General features: G+C 64.5%; 13 protein-coding genes and 1 pseudogene. 7 read left to right on the top strand and 7 right to left on the bottom strand.

What is annotated here, in order from left to right:
* Positions 1 to 54 precede the first annotated feature (54 nt).
* Together ilvN and ASD94_RS03170 are read right to left on the bottom strand one after the other, a co-directional pair.
* Entirely contained in the window at positions 55 to 546 is a 492-nt protein-coding gene (gene ilvN, locus ASD94_RS03175; RefSeq protein WP_015013659.1) for an acetolactate synthase small subunit, read from the bottom strand.
* Between the two features lie 143 nt (positions 547 to 689).
* Positions 690 to 2,483 carry an acetolactate synthase 3 catalytic subunit gene (locus ASD94_RS03170; RefSeq protein WP_056638513.1) on the bottom strand — a complete coding sequence of 598 codons (1,794 nt, stop codon included), beginning with the start codon at positions 2,481 to 2,483 and terminating at the stop codon, positions 690 to 692.
* 292 nt (positions 2,484 to 2,775) lie between these two features.
* On the opposite strand from ASD94_RS03170, the gene ASD94_RS03165 reads away from it, so the two are divergent.
* The 6 genes from ASD94_RS03165 to ASD94_RS03140 are packed head-to-tail and all read left to right on the top strand — an operon-like array spanning position 2,776 to position 6,313.
* Complete coding sequence (locus tag ASD94_RS03165; protein ID WP_056638511.1) at positions 2,776 to 3,345, top strand: RNA polymerase sigma factor; 570 nt, start codon at positions 2,776 to 2,778, stop codon at positions 3,343 to 3,345.
* The gene (locus ASD94_RS03160) at positions 3,342 to 3,797 is read left to right on the top strand and encodes a DUF3619 family protein (RefSeq protein WP_056638508.1); all 456 of its coding nucleotides are present in this window, start codon (positions 3,342 to 3,344) and stop codon (positions 3,795 to 3,797) included. The genes ASD94_RS03165 and ASD94_RS03160 overlap by 4 nt, the downstream gene beginning before the upstream one ends.
* Positions 3,798 to 3,817: 20 nt before the next feature.
* On the top strand, positions 3,818 to 4,720 hold the full coding sequence (locus ASD94_RS03155) for a DUF3106 domain-containing protein (protein WP_056638505.1): 903 nt from the start codon (positions 3,818 to 3,820) through the stop codon (positions 4,718 to 4,720).
* 40 nt (positions 4,721 to 4,760) lie between these two features.
* Positions 4,761 to 5,312: an RDD family protein gene (locus ASD94_RS03150; RefSeq protein ID WP_082576729.1), complete on the top strand. Its 552-nt coding sequence runs from the start codon at positions 4,761 to 4,763 to the stop codon at positions 5,310 to 5,312.
* A gap of 4 nt (positions 5,313 to 5,316) precedes the next feature.
* The gene (locus ASD94_RS03145) at positions 5,317 to 5,727 is read left to right on the top strand and encodes a diacylglycerol kinase (RefSeq protein WP_056638500.1); all 411 of its coding nucleotides are present in this window, start codon (positions 5,317 to 5,319) and stop codon (positions 5,725 to 5,727) included.
* Positions 5,720 to 6,313, top strand: a complete 594-nt coding sequence (locus ASD94_RS03140; protein ID WP_056638498.1) for a TIGR00730 family Rossman fold protein — start codon at positions 5,720 to 5,722, stop codon at positions 6,311 to 6,313. The genes ASD94_RS03145 and ASD94_RS03140 overlap by 8 nt, the downstream gene beginning before the upstream one ends.
* Before the next feature lie 151 nt (positions 6,314 to 6,464).
* Here the strand turns inward: ASD94_RS03140 and ASD94_RS03135 are convergent, their stop codons facing one another.
* Both ASD94_RS03135 and ASD94_RS03130 read right to left on the bottom strand, forming a co-directional pair.
* The gene (locus ASD94_RS03135; protein ID WP_056638495.1) at positions 6,465 to 6,803 is read right to left on the bottom strand and encodes a P-II family nitrogen regulator; all 339 of its coding nucleotides are present in this window, start codon (positions 6,801 to 6,803) and stop codon (positions 6,465 to 6,467) included.
* 54 nt (positions 6,804 to 6,857) lie between these two features.
* Positions 6,858 to 8,516, bottom strand: a complete 1,659-nt coding sequence (locus tag ASD94_RS03130) for an NAD+ synthase (RefSeq protein WP_056638494.1) — start codon at positions 8,514 to 8,516, stop codon at positions 6,858 to 6,860.
* 80 nt (positions 8,517 to 8,596) lie between these two features.
* Between ASD94_RS03130 and ASD94_RS03125 the strand changes: the two genes are divergently transcribed.
* Positions 8,597 to 9,856 carry a GNAT family N-acetyltransferase gene (locus tag ASD94_RS03125; RefSeq protein ID WP_056638493.1) on the top strand — a complete coding sequence of 420 codons (1,260 nt, stop codon included), beginning with the start codon at positions 8,597 to 8,599 and terminating at the stop codon, positions 9,854 to 9,856.
* A gap of 111 nt (positions 9,857 to 9,967) precedes the next feature.
* On the opposite strand, the gene ASD94_RS03120 is transcribed toward ASD94_RS03125, so the two are convergent.
* The 3 genes and pseudogenes from ASD94_RS03120 to ASD94_RS23760 form a co-directional block, all read right to left on the bottom strand.
* Positions 9,968 to 11,731, bottom strand: a complete 1,764-nt coding sequence (locus ASD94_RS03120; RefSeq protein ID WP_056638492.1) for a methyl-accepting chemotaxis protein — start codon at positions 11,729 to 11,731, stop codon at positions 9,968 to 9,970.
* Positions 11,732 to 12,098: 367 nt separating this feature from the next.
* Entirely contained in the window at positions 12,099 to 13,898 is a 1,800-nt protein-coding gene (locus ASD94_RS03115; RefSeq protein WP_056638488.1) for a methyl-accepting chemotaxis protein, read from the bottom strand.
* 605 nt (positions 13,899 to 14,503) lie between these two features.
* Positions 14,504 to 14,908, bottom strand: a pseudogene (locus ASD94_RS23760) (methyl-accepting chemotaxis protein); the annotation flags it as partial.

The raw sequence follows: 14,908 nt of genomic DNA, 5'->3' as shown, positions 1-14,908 counted from the left end.
CGGTTGAAATGCGTTGTTGGGGGTTGAAATTGGGAAAAAACGGGGTGAATTGTCTTACACGCGCAGAATGCGCTCGCCACGGCCAATGCCGCTGGCGCCTGTGCGGACAGTTTCGAGGATGGCAGTGCGGTCAATGGCCTGCAGGAACGCGTCGTTCTTGGACTGGTCGCCGGTGAGCTCAATGGTGTAGCTCTTCTCGGTCACGTCGATGATGCGACCCCGGAAGATGTCGGCCATGCGCTTCATCTCCTCGCGCTCCTTGCCCACCGCACGCACCTTCACCATCATGAGCTCGCGCTCGGTGTAGGCGCCTTCGGTGAGGTCCACCACCTTCACGACCTCGATGAGGCGGTTCAGGTGCTTGGTGATCTGCTCGATCACATCGTCGGAGCCCGTGGTCTGGATGGTCATGCGCGACAGCGATGCATCCTCGGTGGGCGCCACGGTGAGCGATTCGATGTTGTAACCACGGGCCGAGAACAGGCCCACGACGCGGGAAAGAGCGCCAGGCTCGTTTTCCAGCAGGACAGCAATGATGTGTTTCATGATGAAGCGATTCCTCTTTTCGCTGCCCTCCCCCATGCACGGTAATGCATGGGCTTGGCAGGCAATAGATTCGTCAAAAAATGGATGCTATCTATTCGATAGCTGGTAGCGCATAAAAAACGTGCGCTTTGGGCCGATTGGGCTTAAAGGTCTTCCGACCCCAGCAGCATTTCGGTGATGCCCTTGCCGGCCTGCACCATCGGGAACACGTTCTCGGTGGGGTCGGTTCGGAAGTCCATGAACACCGTGCGGTCCTTGAGCTTGCGGGCTTCGCGCAGGGCGGGCTCCACATCCTTGGGGTGCTCGATGAGCATGCCGACGTGGCCGTACGCTTCTGCCAGCTTCACGAAGTTGGGCAGCGCGTCCATGTAGCTGTGGCTGTAGCGGCCGGAGTATTCAATCTCCTGCCACTGGCGCACCATGCCCAGATAGCGGTTGTTCAGCGAGCAGATCTTGATCGGCGTGTTGTACTGCAGGCAGGTGGACAACTCCTGGATGTTCATCTGCACCGAGCCTTCGCCCGTGATGCAGAACACCTCGGACTGCGGCTTGGCCAGCTTGATACCCATGGCGTACGGAATGCCCACACCCATCGTGCCCAAGCCACCGGAATTGATCCAGCGACGGGGTTCGTCAAAGCGGTAGTACTGCGCCGCCCACATCTGGTGCTGGCCCACGTCGGACGTGATGTAGGTGTCCCCGTCCTTGGTCATGTTCCACAACGTCTCAACCACGTACTGCGGCTTGATCACGTCACCGCTGCCCATGCTGTACTTGAGACAGTCGCGCTTGCGCCAGCCTTCGATGGTGTCCCACCAGGCGGCCAGTGCTCCGGCATCCGGGCGGGTGCTGCTCTCGCGGATCATGGAGATCAGCTCGGTGAGCACGTCCTTCACGTCGCCGACGATGGGGATATCCACCTTCACGCGCTTCGAGATGCTCGATGGGTCGATATCGACGTGGATGATCTTGCGGTCGTTCTGTGCGAAGTGTTTGGGGTTTCCGATCACGCGATCATCAAACCGGGCACCCACAGCCAGCAGCACGTCGCAGTTCTGCATGGCGTTGTTGGCTTCGATGGTGCCGTGCATGCCCAGCATGCCCAGGAACTTGCGGTCGGACGCGGGGTAGGCGCCCAGACCCATCAGCGTGTTGGTGACGGGGTAGCCCAGCATGTCCACCAGCGTGCGCAGCTCGTTGGTGGCATTGCCCAACAGCACACCGCCCCCGGTATAGATGTATGGACGCTTGGCCGCCAGCAGCAACTGAAGCGCCTTGCGGATCTGCCCGCCATGGCCCTTGCGCACCGGGTTGTAAGAGCGCATTTCCACCGTCTGCGGGTAGCCGGTGTAGGGCACCTTCTTGAAGGAAACGTCCTTGGGCACGTCCACCACCACAGGGCCGGGGCGGCCAGTGCGGGCGATGTGGAAGGCCTTTTTCATCGTCGCTGCCAGATCGCGCGGGTCCTTGACGAGGAAGTTGTGCTTGACGATCGGGCGGGTGATACCGACCGTGTCGCATTCCTGGAAGGCATCCAGCCCGATGGCGGGCGTCGGCACCTGGCCGGAGATGATCACCATGGGGATCGAATCCATGTACGCGGTGGCGATGCCGGTGACGGCATTGGTCAGGCCGGGGCCCGAAGTGACCAGAGCCACGCCGACTTCGCCGGTGGCGCGCGCATAGCCGTCGGCGGCGTGCACCGCCGCCTGTTCGTGGCGTACCAGCACGTGCTGAATGGTGTCTTGCTTGTACAGCGCGTCGTAGATGTACAGGACCGCACCACCCGGGTAACCCCAGATGTACTGGACGTTCTCTGCCTGGAGGGCCTTGATGAGGATCTCAGAACCCATGAGGTCCTGCGAGCCGGAAGCGGGGGAAGTGTTGCCCTGCGAAGCAGCGGCTGCTGAAGAGATTTCAGCCTTGGAGATTTCCATGATCGATCAACCTTTGTGAATTTCTCTGACGAAAAACCTTGGGTGCTCCTCGCACGCGCTCTTGTGAAGCCAGCTTGGAACTTGAGGCCAAGGACATGGGCGGGATGATTGCCGCGCCGGACCGTGACCCGTTTGCCTTTTGAATTGCAACGTCAATTATCGCACTGCAACACTCACAAAACGCTCCACTGCCAAAAAAAACTCCAGCGGGTGCGATAATCTGCAGCTTTATGGCGTCGATCAGTTCAAAACTGAAGACTTTGGCGCCGATCCCCTCCCGGGCTGACCCGTCTTGGCAACCGAACAAGAACTCTCCGATTTCCTCAAAAGCGTAGAAAAGCGTGCGTTCAAGCGCTCGGTCTACCACGTTCGCAATGAGGAAGCGGCGCTCGACATCGTGCAAGACAGCATGCTCAAGCTGGCAGAGCACTACGGCGACAAACCGGCAGCCGAGCTGCCCATGCTCTTCCAGCGGATTCTTTCCAACTGCACCCTGGACTGGTTCCGGCGCCAGAAGACACGCAATGCACTATTTTCGAGCATGAGCGACTTCGAGGGCCCGGGTGAAGATGGCACGGATTTTGATCTGCTCGAAGCGTATTCAGGAACAGAAGACGGCGACAAGGCGGAAAGCGCGGAAGATTTGACCCGCCGGGCACAGATCTTCCAGGGCATTGAAGAAGAAATTGCCGAATTGCCGCCACGTCAACGGGAAGCGTTCCTGATGCGTTACTGGGAAGAAATGGACGTCGCAGAGACGGCTGCCGCCATGGGCTGCTCCGAAGGCAGTGTCAAAACGCACTGCTTTCGTGCCATACAAACCCTCAGCAAGGCACTGAAGGCCAAAGGAATCGAGCCATGAAAAACACTGTACAGACCCCATCGACCCAAGCTGAAGCCTCTGCAGAGCGCTTTGCGTTGCGCGTCACGGCGCGCCTGTCCAGCGGGACCGACGCCCTGCCCTATGACATTTCCGAACGTCTGCGTGCCTCTCGCATGCAGGCGTTGGCCAAACGCAAGGTCACCGTCCCGGTGCGTCGCACCGCCCCTGCGGCTGCAGTGGTCAGCGCGGGCAGCACGGCCACGCTGGGCCGTGGCGGCGAAGGCAGCAGCTGGTGGAATGCGCTGGTATCCGCCGTGCCGCTGTTGGCACTGGTAGTGGGCTTGGTGGTTATCAACATTGCCCAGGACGAGCGCGCCGCCAATGATGTGGCCGAGGTGGATTCCGCTTTGCTGACCGACGACCTGCCACCCGCCGCTTACTCGGACCCAGGCTTCGTACAATTCCTCAAGACCTCCGCGCAGCCAAACTGACCTGCCTGACTCTGGACTGCATGCACCCAAGCCCCTCTGAAGCTCCTTCCACGCTGCCAGCCTTTGTGCTGGCATTGGCGCTTCTGGGCGCGCTCAGCGCCGGCGGCTGGCAGGCGTGGATGCAGATGCGCATGGCGCCCAGCACATTGCTGGAGGCCGGTGCCGAGGCGGCAGTGGCACGCCCCAACAATGCGCGCGCCGACCTGTCGGTCGTGAACATGCCCCCCGCCACGGAGGCAGGACCCGGCTGGGGCACGCTCACTACTGCGCAAAAACTGGCGCTGTATCCACTGGCAGAACGCTGGGCGTTGATCAGCGAAGCCCAAAAACGCCGTTGGCTTGACCTGGCCACCAACTACCCCAGCCTTTCGGAAGAGGAACAACACAAGTTCCATGACCGCATCACCGACTGGGCCAGCCTGAGCGCCCAGCAGCGCAACCAGGCACGGCTGAACTACGCTGTCACCAAACGGCTGGCGGGGGACGGCAAGCGGGCGCAATGGGAGGCCTACCAGGCACTGTCTGAAGAAGAGCGCAAGGCGCTGGCCTCCAAAGCAGCCCCCAACCCCCATGGCGCGGCCACGGCCCTGCGACCGGTCTCGCCCAGAAAGCTGGTCCAGGTACCCGCTGCGACGCAAGCGAGCCCCGACCGGCCCAATGCCCCCAAGATCCCACCGGTGGTAGACCATTCGCCGCGCGTTGCAGCCCCAATCCCCCAACCGGCAGCCCCGGCGACGGCGGGCTCGACGCCCGTGCCTGCAGCGCCTGCCGCCTCGCCCGGTGGGGTGGAAACGGCGCCTGTGGCGATCCCCAGTGCGGTGCCCGCAGCGCTTCCGCCCCTGGGCACCGGGGGAGCCGACAGCACAGCCTCGCCCACACCGCCCCCGGTAACACCTGACACCTCCGGCCTGTATCCTCAGTAGGTTTGTAACCTGCCTCGGCCCGACGGGCCTGACCTCTGGAATGTCTGTTTCTCACCCTACCCCCACGCCGCAGGCCGCTGCCAGCGCCCTAACTGGCGCCTTGGCGGGCGCCCCTACTCCCAACCTGTGGCGGCGCATGGCCTGCTGGCTGTACGAAGGCATGCTGATGTTCGGTGTGGTTTTCATTGCCGGCTACCTGTTCGGCACACTGAGCCAGACCCGGAATGCCATGGACAACCGCCATGCACTGCAGGCCTTCCTGTTCGTGGTGTTCGGCATCTACTTCACGTGGTTCTGGGCCAAGGGACAGACCTTGGCGCAGAAGACCTGGCACATCCGCGTGGTGGGCACTGCCGGGCAACCCATCAGCCAGACGCGCGCCTTGCTGCGTTACGTGTTGAGCTGGCTGTGGTTTTTGCCCCCGCTGGCAGCGGCAGCGCTGTTTTCCCTGTCGGGGGGCGAATCCGCCGTCATCGTACTGGGATGGGTGGCCATCTGGGCCTTGCTCAGCCGGTTTCATCCCACACAGCAGTTCTGGCATGACGCGCTGGCGGGCACCCGGTTGGTGCACTACGAAATACCCAAAAAATAAGCGCATGCAACCCTCTTCTCCTCCATCAGCGGCACCCGCCAACCCCCAAAAGGCACGCTCCGGCCTCAACCGCATCTGGCATGCGGCGGGCTATTCCCTGGAAGGGCTGCGGGCCGGGTGGAACGAAAAGGCGTTTCGCCAAGAGGCCATCGCTGCCGTGGTGCTGTTGCCGCTGTCACTCTGGCTGGGCCGCAGCTGGGTCGAGGTCGCTCTGCTGGCGGGCTCGGTGATCATCGTGATGATTGTGGAGCTGCTCAACACCGGCATCGAAACCGCCATCGACCGCATCGGGCCCGAATGGCATGACCTGTCCAAACGCGCCAAGGACATGGGCAGTGCGGCGGTTCTGCTGGCTTTGCTGCTGTGCATGGGCATCTGGGCAGCAGCGTTATTTCAGAGGTTTTTCCATGCCTGAACCTGCTTTTTCTGTGTGCGTGTATTGCGGATCGCGCCCTGGTGACAACGCCGCCTATACCCAGGCGGCGCAGGCCGTGGGTCAGTGGATTGGCACCCACCAGGGGCAACTGGTGTACGGCGGTGGCCGCAGCGGCCTGATGGGCACGGTGGCCGAAGCCACGCGCCTGGCGGGCGGCCGGGTGGTGGGTGTGATTCCGCAGGCGCTGGTGGACAAGGAACTGGCGAACCGCCAGTGCGACGAGCTGCACATCGTGCAGACCATGCACGAACGCAAGGCGATGATGGCCGAACGCAGCGACGCCTTCCTTGCCCTGCCCGGGGGCATTGGTACGTTTGAAGAACTGTTTGAGGTGTGGACCTGGCGCCAGCTGGGTTACCACGACAAGCCACTGGGCCTGCTCAATGTGGCGGGCTATTACGACGGCCTGCTGGGCTTTCTGCAGACCAGCGTGGCCAGCGGCTTCATGGGCGAGTGGCAGATGGGCCTGCTGCACGCCTATACCGACACAGAGGCCCTGCTGCGCACGCTGGTGCAAGACGCGGGGCCCGACCAAGCGGCCATCCCGCTGCGCTCTGTGATCTAACTCTCTCCGCACTCCAAAACTGGCGCGGCGCGAGCCAGGACCGCCGCGCCAGGGCCCCCTCCACGCGCTGGCGGTATCCCCCTTCTCAAACAGCGCGGCCGTTCGAGAGAAGGGAGAAGAAAGGCGCGAAGCGACTCAGAGGGTTGTCACCTCACACCGCTGCGTCGTCCAGATCACCCGTGCGGATACGCACCGTGCGCTCCACGGCGGTCACAAAAATCTTGCCGTCTCCAATCTTGCCGGTGCGCGCCACGTTCACGATGGCGTCCACGCAGCGGTCCACATCCTCGGTCTTGACCACGACCTCGACCTTCACCTTGGGCAGAAAGTCCACCACGTATTCCGCGCCACGGTACAGCTCGGTGTGGCCCTTCTGGCGACCAAAGCCCTTCACCTCGGTCACTGTGAGGCCGGTCACGCCGCATTCGGCCAGGGCTTCGCGGACTTCTTCGAGCTTGAAGGGCTTGATGACGGCGGTGATCATTTTCATAGCGGGTCTCCTGGAGGATGTAAAAAATCGGGCTGAGGGCACGGCGCGAACGCGTCACGCCCTGAATTTGCTGGTGATAGGGTAACGCCAGTCCTTGCCGAAGCTGCGGCGCGTGACGCGAATCCCTACGGGCGCCTGGCGGCGTTTGTACTCGTTGAGCTTGATGAGGCGTGTCACGCGCTCCACATCCGCGCGCTCAAAGCCGCTGGCAATGATGGATTCGATGGGCTCATCGTTCTCCATGTAGCGGGCCACGATGGCGTCCAGCACCTCGTACGGCGGCAGGCTGTCCTGGTCCTTCTGGTCAGGCCGCAGCTCGGCGCTGGGGGGGCGGGTGATGATGCGCTCGGGGATGGGGCTGGCACCCGTGCCGTACGGATCGTTGGCGTTGCGCCAGCGCGCCAGGTCGAACACCCGGGTCTTGGCCACGTCCTTGATCACCGCAAAGCCGCCGGCCATGTCGCCGTAAAGGGTGCAGTAGCCGGTGGACATTTCGCTCTTGTTGCCCGTGGTCAGCACAATGGCGCCGAACTTGTTGGACAGCGCCATCAGCAGCGTGCCCCGGATGCGGGCCTGCAAGTTTTCTTCGGTGGTGTCTTCAGGCAAGCCAGCAAACTCGGTGGCCAGCGCAGCCTTGAAGGCCTCGAACTGGGGCTTGATCGAGATCTCGTCGTAGCGGACGCCCATGCGCGCGGCCATGTCGCGCGCGTCGATCCAGCTGATGTCGGCGGTGTAGGGCGACGGCATCATCACCGTGCGGACCTTGTCGGCACCCAGCGCATCCACCGCAATCGCCAGCACCAGCGCCGAGTCGATACCGCCCGACAGCCCCAGCAGCGCGCCCGGGAAACCGTTCTTGCCCACATAGTCGCGCACGCCCAGCACCAGGGCGTCCCACAGGTCGGCCTCCAGCGTGCGCTCAGGGGCCACCTCCGCTGTAATTTTGATAGCACCCTGGGCAGGTTCCACTAGCGCATAGACCAGTTTTTCCACAAAAGCAGGCGCCCGCGCCGCCACCGAGCCGTCGGCCGCCAGCGCAAACGACCGGCCTTCAAACACCACCTCGTCCTGCCCGCCCACCAGGTGGGCATAGACCAGCGGGAGACCCGTCTCGACCACACGGGCGCACATCGTGGCCTCGCGCTCCGTGCCCTTGCCCAGGTGGAAAGGCGATGCATTGATGACCGCCAGCAGCTGCGCCCCGGCAGCGGCGGTGTCGCGTGCGGGGGTGGCAAACCAGGCGTCTTCGCACACCAGCACGCCCACCTTCAGGCCCTCCACCTCGAACACGCAGGGCTTGCTGCCCGGCACAAAGTAGCGCCGCTCGTCAAACACCTGGTAGTTGGGCAGCTCGCGCTTGGCGTAGGTCTGCTCGATCTTGCCGTCGCGCACCACGCTGGCGGCGTTGAAGCACACGCTGAAGGCCTGCGCGCCAGGGGCCATGGCCTGCGGGTGGCCCAGCACGATGGCCAGGCCTTTCAACCCCGCAGTCTCGCGGGCCACGGTTTTCACGGCATCATCACAGGCCGCAATGAAAGCGGGGCGCAGGAACAGGTCTTCGGCCGCATAGCCACAGATGGCCAGCTCCGGCGTCAGCAACAGGCGGGCGCCCTGGGCATAGGCCTCGCGGGCTGCCGCAATGATCTTTTGGGCGTTGCCGGGCATGTCGCCCACAACAAAGTTGAGCTGCGCAGTGCAAATGGAGAGCGTCATGGAACTGGAATCGGCCCCTGCGGCCGGGTTGAATACCGCCGTTGCAGGCCCGCTATCAAGGGAGCATCACAGGGGCCTGCATGGCTGAAGCTGCCATTATCGCCCGCGTGCTCCCCTGCGTGCAGGACGTGGGCGCAGAGGCCTGGAACCGCCTGCTGGCGCAGCAAAGCCACCCCACGCCCTTCATGCGGCATGAATACCTGGCGGCGCTGGAAAGCAGCGGCAGCGCCACGCCCCGCACCGGCTGGACGCCCCGCTTCATGGCGCTGTGGCAAGGCGACACCCTGGTGGCTGCCTGCCCGCTGTACCTCAAGAGCCATTCGTACGGCGAATACGTCTTCGACTGGGCCTGGGCCAGCGCCTATGAGCAGCATGGCGTGCCCTACTACCCCAAGGCCGTCATCGCCGTGCCCTTCACCCCCGTGCCGGGCAGCCGCCTGCTGGCACGCGATGCCGCCGCGCGGGCTCTGCTGGTGCAGGCGGTGTGCCAGTGGTGCGAGCAAGAGAACGTCTCGTCCGTGCACGTGCTGTTTGCCAGCGATGACGATGTGCTGACCAGCGTGCAGCAGGACCTGATGCTGCGGCACACCGTGCAGTTTCATTGGAAGAATGAGCCCCCTGCGCCGGCTGCTGCGCAAGGGGAGGCGGCCACGGATGGGCAGACCCCGCGCTACCGGGACTTTGACCACTTCCTGGCCAGCCTGTCGCAGGACAAGCGCAAGAAGATCCGCCAGGAGCGCCGCCGGGTGGCCGATGCGGGGGTCAGCTTCCGCTGGTCGCGCGGGGACGGCATCAGCGCTGCGGACTGGGACTTTTTCTACCGCTGCTACGAGCGCACCTACCTGGAGCACGGCAACCCGCCCTACCTCACACGCGACTTCTTTGCCCGCATGGCGACGCACATGCCCGAGGCCTGGCTGCTGTTTGTGGGGGAGCGGGACGGGCGGCCTATTGCTAGCAGTTTGATAGCTATCAGCGCAGATGAATCCAGCACTGCAGGCCAAAATAACTCAAACTCAGGCCCTGAATCAGGCTCCGAGCTGGTAGCCTACGGCCGCTACTGGGGAGCTCTGGAGCGGGTGGACTGCCTGCATTTCGAGGCCTGTTACTACCAGCCGCTGCAGTGGTGCATCGCCCACGGTGCTGTGCGGTTTGAAGGGGGCGCCCAGGGCGAGCACAAGATGGCCCGCGCGCTGCTGCCCGTACAGGCCACCAGCGCGCACTGGCTGGCGCACCCGGCGTTTGCCGAGGCGGTACAGCGCTTTCTGGACCGCGAAGGCGCCGGGGTGGAAAGCTACCTCGGCGATCTACAGGCGCGAAGCCCCTTCAAGGCCGCCTGACTTACTCTGACCAGGCTGGGCTCGCTTGCGACATCTGTGCAAGGTCTGACCGCCCGCGCAGCGACCGCAGGACCCACTCCTCCCCGGGGGCGGTCAGGCGGTGAGCCACCGTCAAAAGCTCTCCCAATCGGCATCATTGCCGCCACCCGTGCCAGCAGCAGCCGTTGCCGACAGCACCGGCGCAGGCTTGGCGGCCGTACGGGGGGGCACCACCTTGGGCAGGGCCGCAGGGGCTGCTCGACGGGAACCTGCCAAGGCAGGGGACGCGCCTGCGGGCTTGGGCACGTACGCGGATGCGGGCGGCTGCACCGCCTGCACTGCCCGCACCGCCTGCCCCGGCGATAGCTTGAAGAACGCCACGGTACTCACCAGATCCTGCGCCTGGTTGTTGAGGCTGCTGGCCGCTGCGGCCATTTCTTCTACCAACGCCGCGTTTTGCTGGGTGACCTGGTCCATCTGCGTCACCGCCTCGCCCACCTGGGTCACGCCCTGGCTTTGTTCGGCGCTGGCGGCGCTGATCTCACCCATCAGGTCCGTCACACGTTTGATGGAGCCCACCACCTCGGTCATCGTGGCACCCGCCTGATCGACCAGCGTGGTACCTGCGGCCACGCGTTCCACGCTATCGTCGATCAGGGTCTTGATCTGCTTGGCCGCGTCGGCCGAGCGGCCCGCCAGGCTGCGCACTTCGGAGGCCACCACCGCAAAGCCCCGGCCCTGCTCACCCGCACGCGCCGCCTCGACGGCCGCGTTGAGCGCCAGGATGTTGGTCTGGAAGGCAATGCCATCGATCACGCCGATGATGTCGGCGATCTTGCTGCTGCTGTCGTGGATGCCCTTCATGGTGTCCACCACCTGGCTCACCACCTCGCCGCCCTGCACGGCCACCGACGACGCGCTCTGCGCGAGCTGGTTGGCCTGCCGGGCGTTGTCGGCGTTCTGGCGCACGGTCGAATTGAGCTGCTCCATGGATGCCGCCGTCTCCTGCAGGGCACTGGCCTGCTGCTCGGTGCGTGCGCTCAGGTCGTTGTTGCCCTGGGCGATCTCGGACGACGCCGTGGCCACGTTCTCGGAGCCCGAACGCACATGCCCCACGATGCGCGACAGGTTTTGCTGCATGTCGTCCAGCGAGCGCAGCAACTGGGCCATTTCATTGCGGCCATTGCCCACGTCGCGAATCTGAACCGACAGGTTGCCATGGCTGATTTCATCGGCCGCCTGCACGGCACGCTGCACGGGCCCCACGATGGAGCGCGTGGTCCACAGCGCAAACAACGCCCCCAGCACCACCGACGCCACAGCGCCCAGCGCCAGCACCCACTGGCTGGTGCCCGCCGCCTGGATGATGCTGCCTTCAAAATCATCCAGCTGCTTGTGCGTGTTGTCCGCCACATCGGCCAGTGACTGCAAGTAGGTGGCTGCCAGGGGCTTGAGGTCGCTGTCCACCAGGGCAAACACATCTTCACCAGCCTTCTTGCGCTCCAGCAGCTTGGCACGCGCGTCCACATAGGCCACGCGCGCAACCGCCACGCGCTCCATCAGGCTCCTTTCGGTGGCGTCGTCCACCAGCGCCTCCAGCTTCTTCTGCGCCGCGCTGGCGCGTTGCGACGTGGCGGCCATGTCGGCCGTGAGCGACTGGATATAGCCCGCATCCGTGGCCTTGAGCGACGCGGACGCACGCACCCAGTTCAGGTCGATGGCCGCTTTCCACTCCTGCGCCAAGGCGTTGCGTTCCATCTCGACGGTGGAAATATGCACGCTGGCCTCTTTGAGAACAGCGAGCCGCCAGACGCCGGTGGCAGCGATGGCGGCCGTGATCAACAGGACAAGGCCAAAGGCCAGGCTCAGGCGTGCTCCGATTTTCAGATTGCTCATGGGGATCTTTCGTGGTTCTTATGGACTTTTGCCAGCCCTTGGTGTGCCGATGCAGAGACAGGGCACCGGTGCTGAGTCAGCCAGGGAATCAGCAGCTGGAATGTATGCATACTATCATATTTTTGATAAAAATGATAGTATCAATTTTGACCGAAAAGAATCCGCTAGCCAGCCTGCCAGGGTGCGTCAAAAAAAAGCAGGGCCGCGCGGGTGAGCCTTGCTAAGGCCGGAAAGCCTCTGAATTGGAGGCGCCCAACTCGGAGGACGCTATGGCAGTAGCCCCCAGAGACGAATCGATGGGAGGGAGTCTACGCCCCAAAACGGTGCGCAAAGCCCACAAACAGTGCCCGAATGGCCTGCCTACCTGTCAAAAGCTCTCCCAGTCGTCCTCGGCGCCTGCGGCCACTGCCTGCGGGGCCGCTTGGGGTGCAGTGCCCGCTGCCCTGCTGGCAGTAGAGGGGGTGGCGCCGCCCGTGGGCACCTTCTTGGAGGCAGGCGCAGATGCTGAGCGCAGGGCAAGGGTCGCCTTGCCCGCCGCATTGCCGCCGGTCGCCTTGCGCGGGTCCGCAGCGGGCGCGGGGTGCGGCACAGAGGTCGCAGCGCCGCCCGGCTGTGGTGCCCGCGCCTGTTCGGTCGACAGCTTGAACACCGCCACCGCGCCCACCAAGGCTTGGGCCTGATGGCTCAGGCTGCTGGCGGCGGCGGCCATTTCCTCTACCAACGCGGCGTTCTGCTGGGTGACCTGGTCCATCTGCGTCACCGCCTCACCCACCTGCGACACGCCTGTGCTCTGCTCGCTGCTGGCGGCACTGATCTCGCCCATGATGTCCGTCACACGGCGAATGGCGCCCACCACCTCGGTCATGGTGGTGCCCGCCTTGTCCACCAATTGCGAGCCCTGCTCCACCCGCTCCACGCTGGCGGTGATGAGCGACTTGATTTCCTTGGCAGCCTCGGCGCTGCGCTGGGCCAGATTGCGCACCTCACCGGCAACCACCGCAAAGCCCCGGCCCTGCTCGCCCGCGCGGGCGGCCTCCACCGCGGCGTTCAGCGCGAGGATGTTGGTCTGGAAGGCAATGCCGTCGATCACGCTGATGATGTCCGCGATTTTCTTGCTGCTGTCGTTGATGCCCTTCATGGTGGTCACCACCTCGGCCACCACGTCGCCGCCCTGCCCCGCCACGGTGGATGCGCTCATTGCCAGCTGGTTGGCCTGGCGTGCGTTGTCAGCGTTCTGCTTGACGGTGGAGCTCAGCTCCTCCATCGATGCGGCCGTCTCCTGCAGCGCGCTGGCCTGCTCCTCGGTACGGATGGACAAGTCGTTGTTGCCCGATGCAATCTCGGCGCTGGCCGACGCCACGCCCTGGGCATTGCCGCGCACGCCGGCCACCACCTGCGCCAGGTTGTCGCGCATGGCGGTGAGGCCGCCGAGCAACTGGGCAATCTCGTCCTTGCCCCGCGCGTGGATGGCCACGGTCAGGTCACCCTGCGCCACCGCATTGGTGATCTGCACCGCGTCGCCCAGAGCGCGCGAAATCTGCCGGATCATGGCGCCACCCATCAACACCGCCAGCGCAATCCCCGCCACCACCGCCGCGATGGCCAGCGCGCGGATGGTCTGGTAGCTGGCAGCGGCGCTGTCGTATTCGGCCTTGGCGCGGTCCAGCTGCACCTGCATCAGCTGGCCCAGCACCTCTTGCAGCGGATCAATGGCGGGGTACATCTCCTTGGCCGCAAATGCAGTCAGGGCCGCCACGTCGCCCGACCTGAAGTGCCCCGCCAGCACGTCGGTCGCCGCATCGGCCTTGGCCTGCAGCGGCTTGAAGCGTTCCACCAGCTGGGTCTCCTCCGGCACCAACTGCGTGGCCAGGTAGGCCTTCCAGTTGGCATCGATGGCCTTGCGCGCGTCGGCCACCGACTGCAGGCCCTGCGCAGGTGTCAGCGCACCGTCGCGCACCTTGTGGGCCGTGTCCACCACGTTCACGGCATACATGTCCGCCACCACCTTGATCTGCTTGAGCGGCACCACCCGGTCGTCATACACCGACTTGAGCCCCGCATTGGAGTTGCCCATGCCATACAACCCCGCCGCGCCCACCAGCAGCACCAGCAGACACAGGACCGCAAGCAAACCTGCCAGGCGGGTGGAAATCTTGAACTGGTTCATGACGGCACTCCTGATGGAAACAATGCAAAAGGCTGCGCCCGACTGACTGCGCGCCACTGGTGGGGAGAAGACATGCGGGGAGCGGCAAGCGCGGTGGGCGGCGGCTGTCGTGGGGGCGCCGTAGTAGGCGCCACAGACCATCGGGCCGAAGCCCGGCGGGTCGCCTCGGCTACCGGAGGGTGCTTCGTGCGCGAGCGCGAAGCGGTGAAACCAAGGTCCATTGCGGAGCTCCTGGGGAGAACGGCGCAAAAAAGAAACGCTGCCCACTCACCGAAAGACCGCGCGCCGCGGCGGTCCCGCTCAGCATAGCGCTTTCCGTTACGTTTGCGTACAAGTTGCGCCCAAGCGCTGGAACACCGCCGCCGACATCGACCCGTTGCGCCCCACACTGCAGCAGGCATTGCGCCGGCAGGCAACGCTCTCGGCCCCACTTGCCTTCGAAACCACGAACCAAGCGCCACCACATCACCCAGCAAAAAGCACGCAGAAGGTGTCCCCTCTGCGTGCTTCTTCACTTCTGTTTTGATAGCTATCAGCGCATGATTTACCTGCGCTTGCGGCCGTTTTGACCTGAATTCTTCATACCGAGACCTGTCTGGCCCTCGTCAGAAGCTCTCCCAGTCGTCGTCACTTCCCCCTGCCTTGGGCGCCGGGGCCGGGCTGGGCGCGGCAGGTTTGGCAGCTGCTGCTGGGGCTGCGCTGCTGGCCTTGGGCGCTGCCAGGCTGGCGGCGGGTTTGCTGCCGCTCTTGGCGCTGCTGCCCAGGCTGGTGCTGCGGGCCGGGGCTTTGTAGCTGGGCGCTGCGATGGGGGTGCGGGCGGGGGCTGCTGTGCTGCGGCTCTGGCTGTAGCTGCTGTTCGTGCTGCTGGCGTCGAGCTTGAATACGGCCACGGCGTTGACCAGTTCGCCAGCCTGGGCGTTCAGCGCGCTGGCGGCCGCGGCCATTTCTTCCACCAGGGCGGCGTTTTGCTGGGTGGCCTGGTCCATCTGGGTGACGGCTTCTCCCACTTG

This window comes from Acidovorax sp. Root70 (assembly GCF_001428225.1).
Classification (GTDB): Bacteria; Pseudomonadota; Gammaproteobacteria; order Burkholderiales; family Burkholderiaceae_C; genus Acidovorax.
The sequence above is the reverse complement of the archived record's forward strand: the minus strand, read 5'-3'. Positions and strand labels throughout refer to the sequence as shown.

Excerpts from the sequence above, each read along its gene's own strand:
- ASD94_RS03170 (WP_056638513.1), bottom strand. The coding sequence starts at position 2,483 with ATGGAAATCTCCAAGGCTGAAATCTCTTCAGCAGCCGCTGCTTCGCAG.
- ASD94_RS03145 (WP_056638500.1), top strand. The coding sequence starts at position 5,317 with ATGCAACCCTCTTCTCCTCCATCAGCGGCACCCGCCAACCCCCAAAAG.
- ASD94_RS03150 (WP_082576729.1), top strand. The coding sequence starts at position 4,761 with ATGTCTGTTTCTCACCCTACCCCCACGCCGCAGGCCGCTGCCAGCGCC.
- ilvN (WP_015013659.1), bottom strand. The coding sequence starts at position 546 with ATGAAACACATCATTGCTGTCCTGCTGGAAAACGAGCCTGGCGCTCTT.
- ASD94_RS03130 (WP_056638494.1), bottom strand. The coding sequence starts at position 8,516 with ATGACGCTCTCCATTTGCACTGCGCAGCTCAACTTTGTTGTGGGCGAC.
- ASD94_RS03155 (WP_056638505.1), top strand. The coding sequence starts at position 3,818 with ATGCACCCAAGCCCCTCTGAAGCTCCTTCCACGCTGCCAGCCTTTGTG.
- ASD94_RS03140 (WP_056638498.1), top strand. The coding sequence starts at position 5,720 with ATGCCTGAACCTGCTTTTTCTGTGTGCGTGTATTGCGGATCGCGCCCT.
- ASD94_RS03115 (WP_056638488.1), bottom strand. The coding sequence starts at position 13,898 with ATGAACCAGTTCAAGATTTCCACCCGCCTGGCAGGTTTGCTTGCGGTC.
- ASD94_RS03135 (WP_056638495.1), bottom strand. The coding sequence starts at position 6,803 with ATGAAAATGATCACCGCCGTCATCAAGCCCTTCAAGCTCGAAGAAGTC.
- ASD94_RS03160 (WP_056638508.1), top strand. The coding sequence starts at position 3,342 with ATGAAAAACACTGTACAGACCCCATCGACCCAAGCTGAAGCCTCTGCA.
- ASD94_RS03125 (WP_056638493.1), top strand. The coding sequence starts at position 8,597 with ATGGCTGAAGCTGCCATTATCGCCCGCGTGCTCCCCTGCGTGCAGGAC.
- ASD94_RS03120 (WP_056638492.1), bottom strand. The coding sequence starts at position 11,731 with ATGAGCAATCTGAAAATCGGAGCACGCCTGAGCCTGGCCTTTGGCCTT.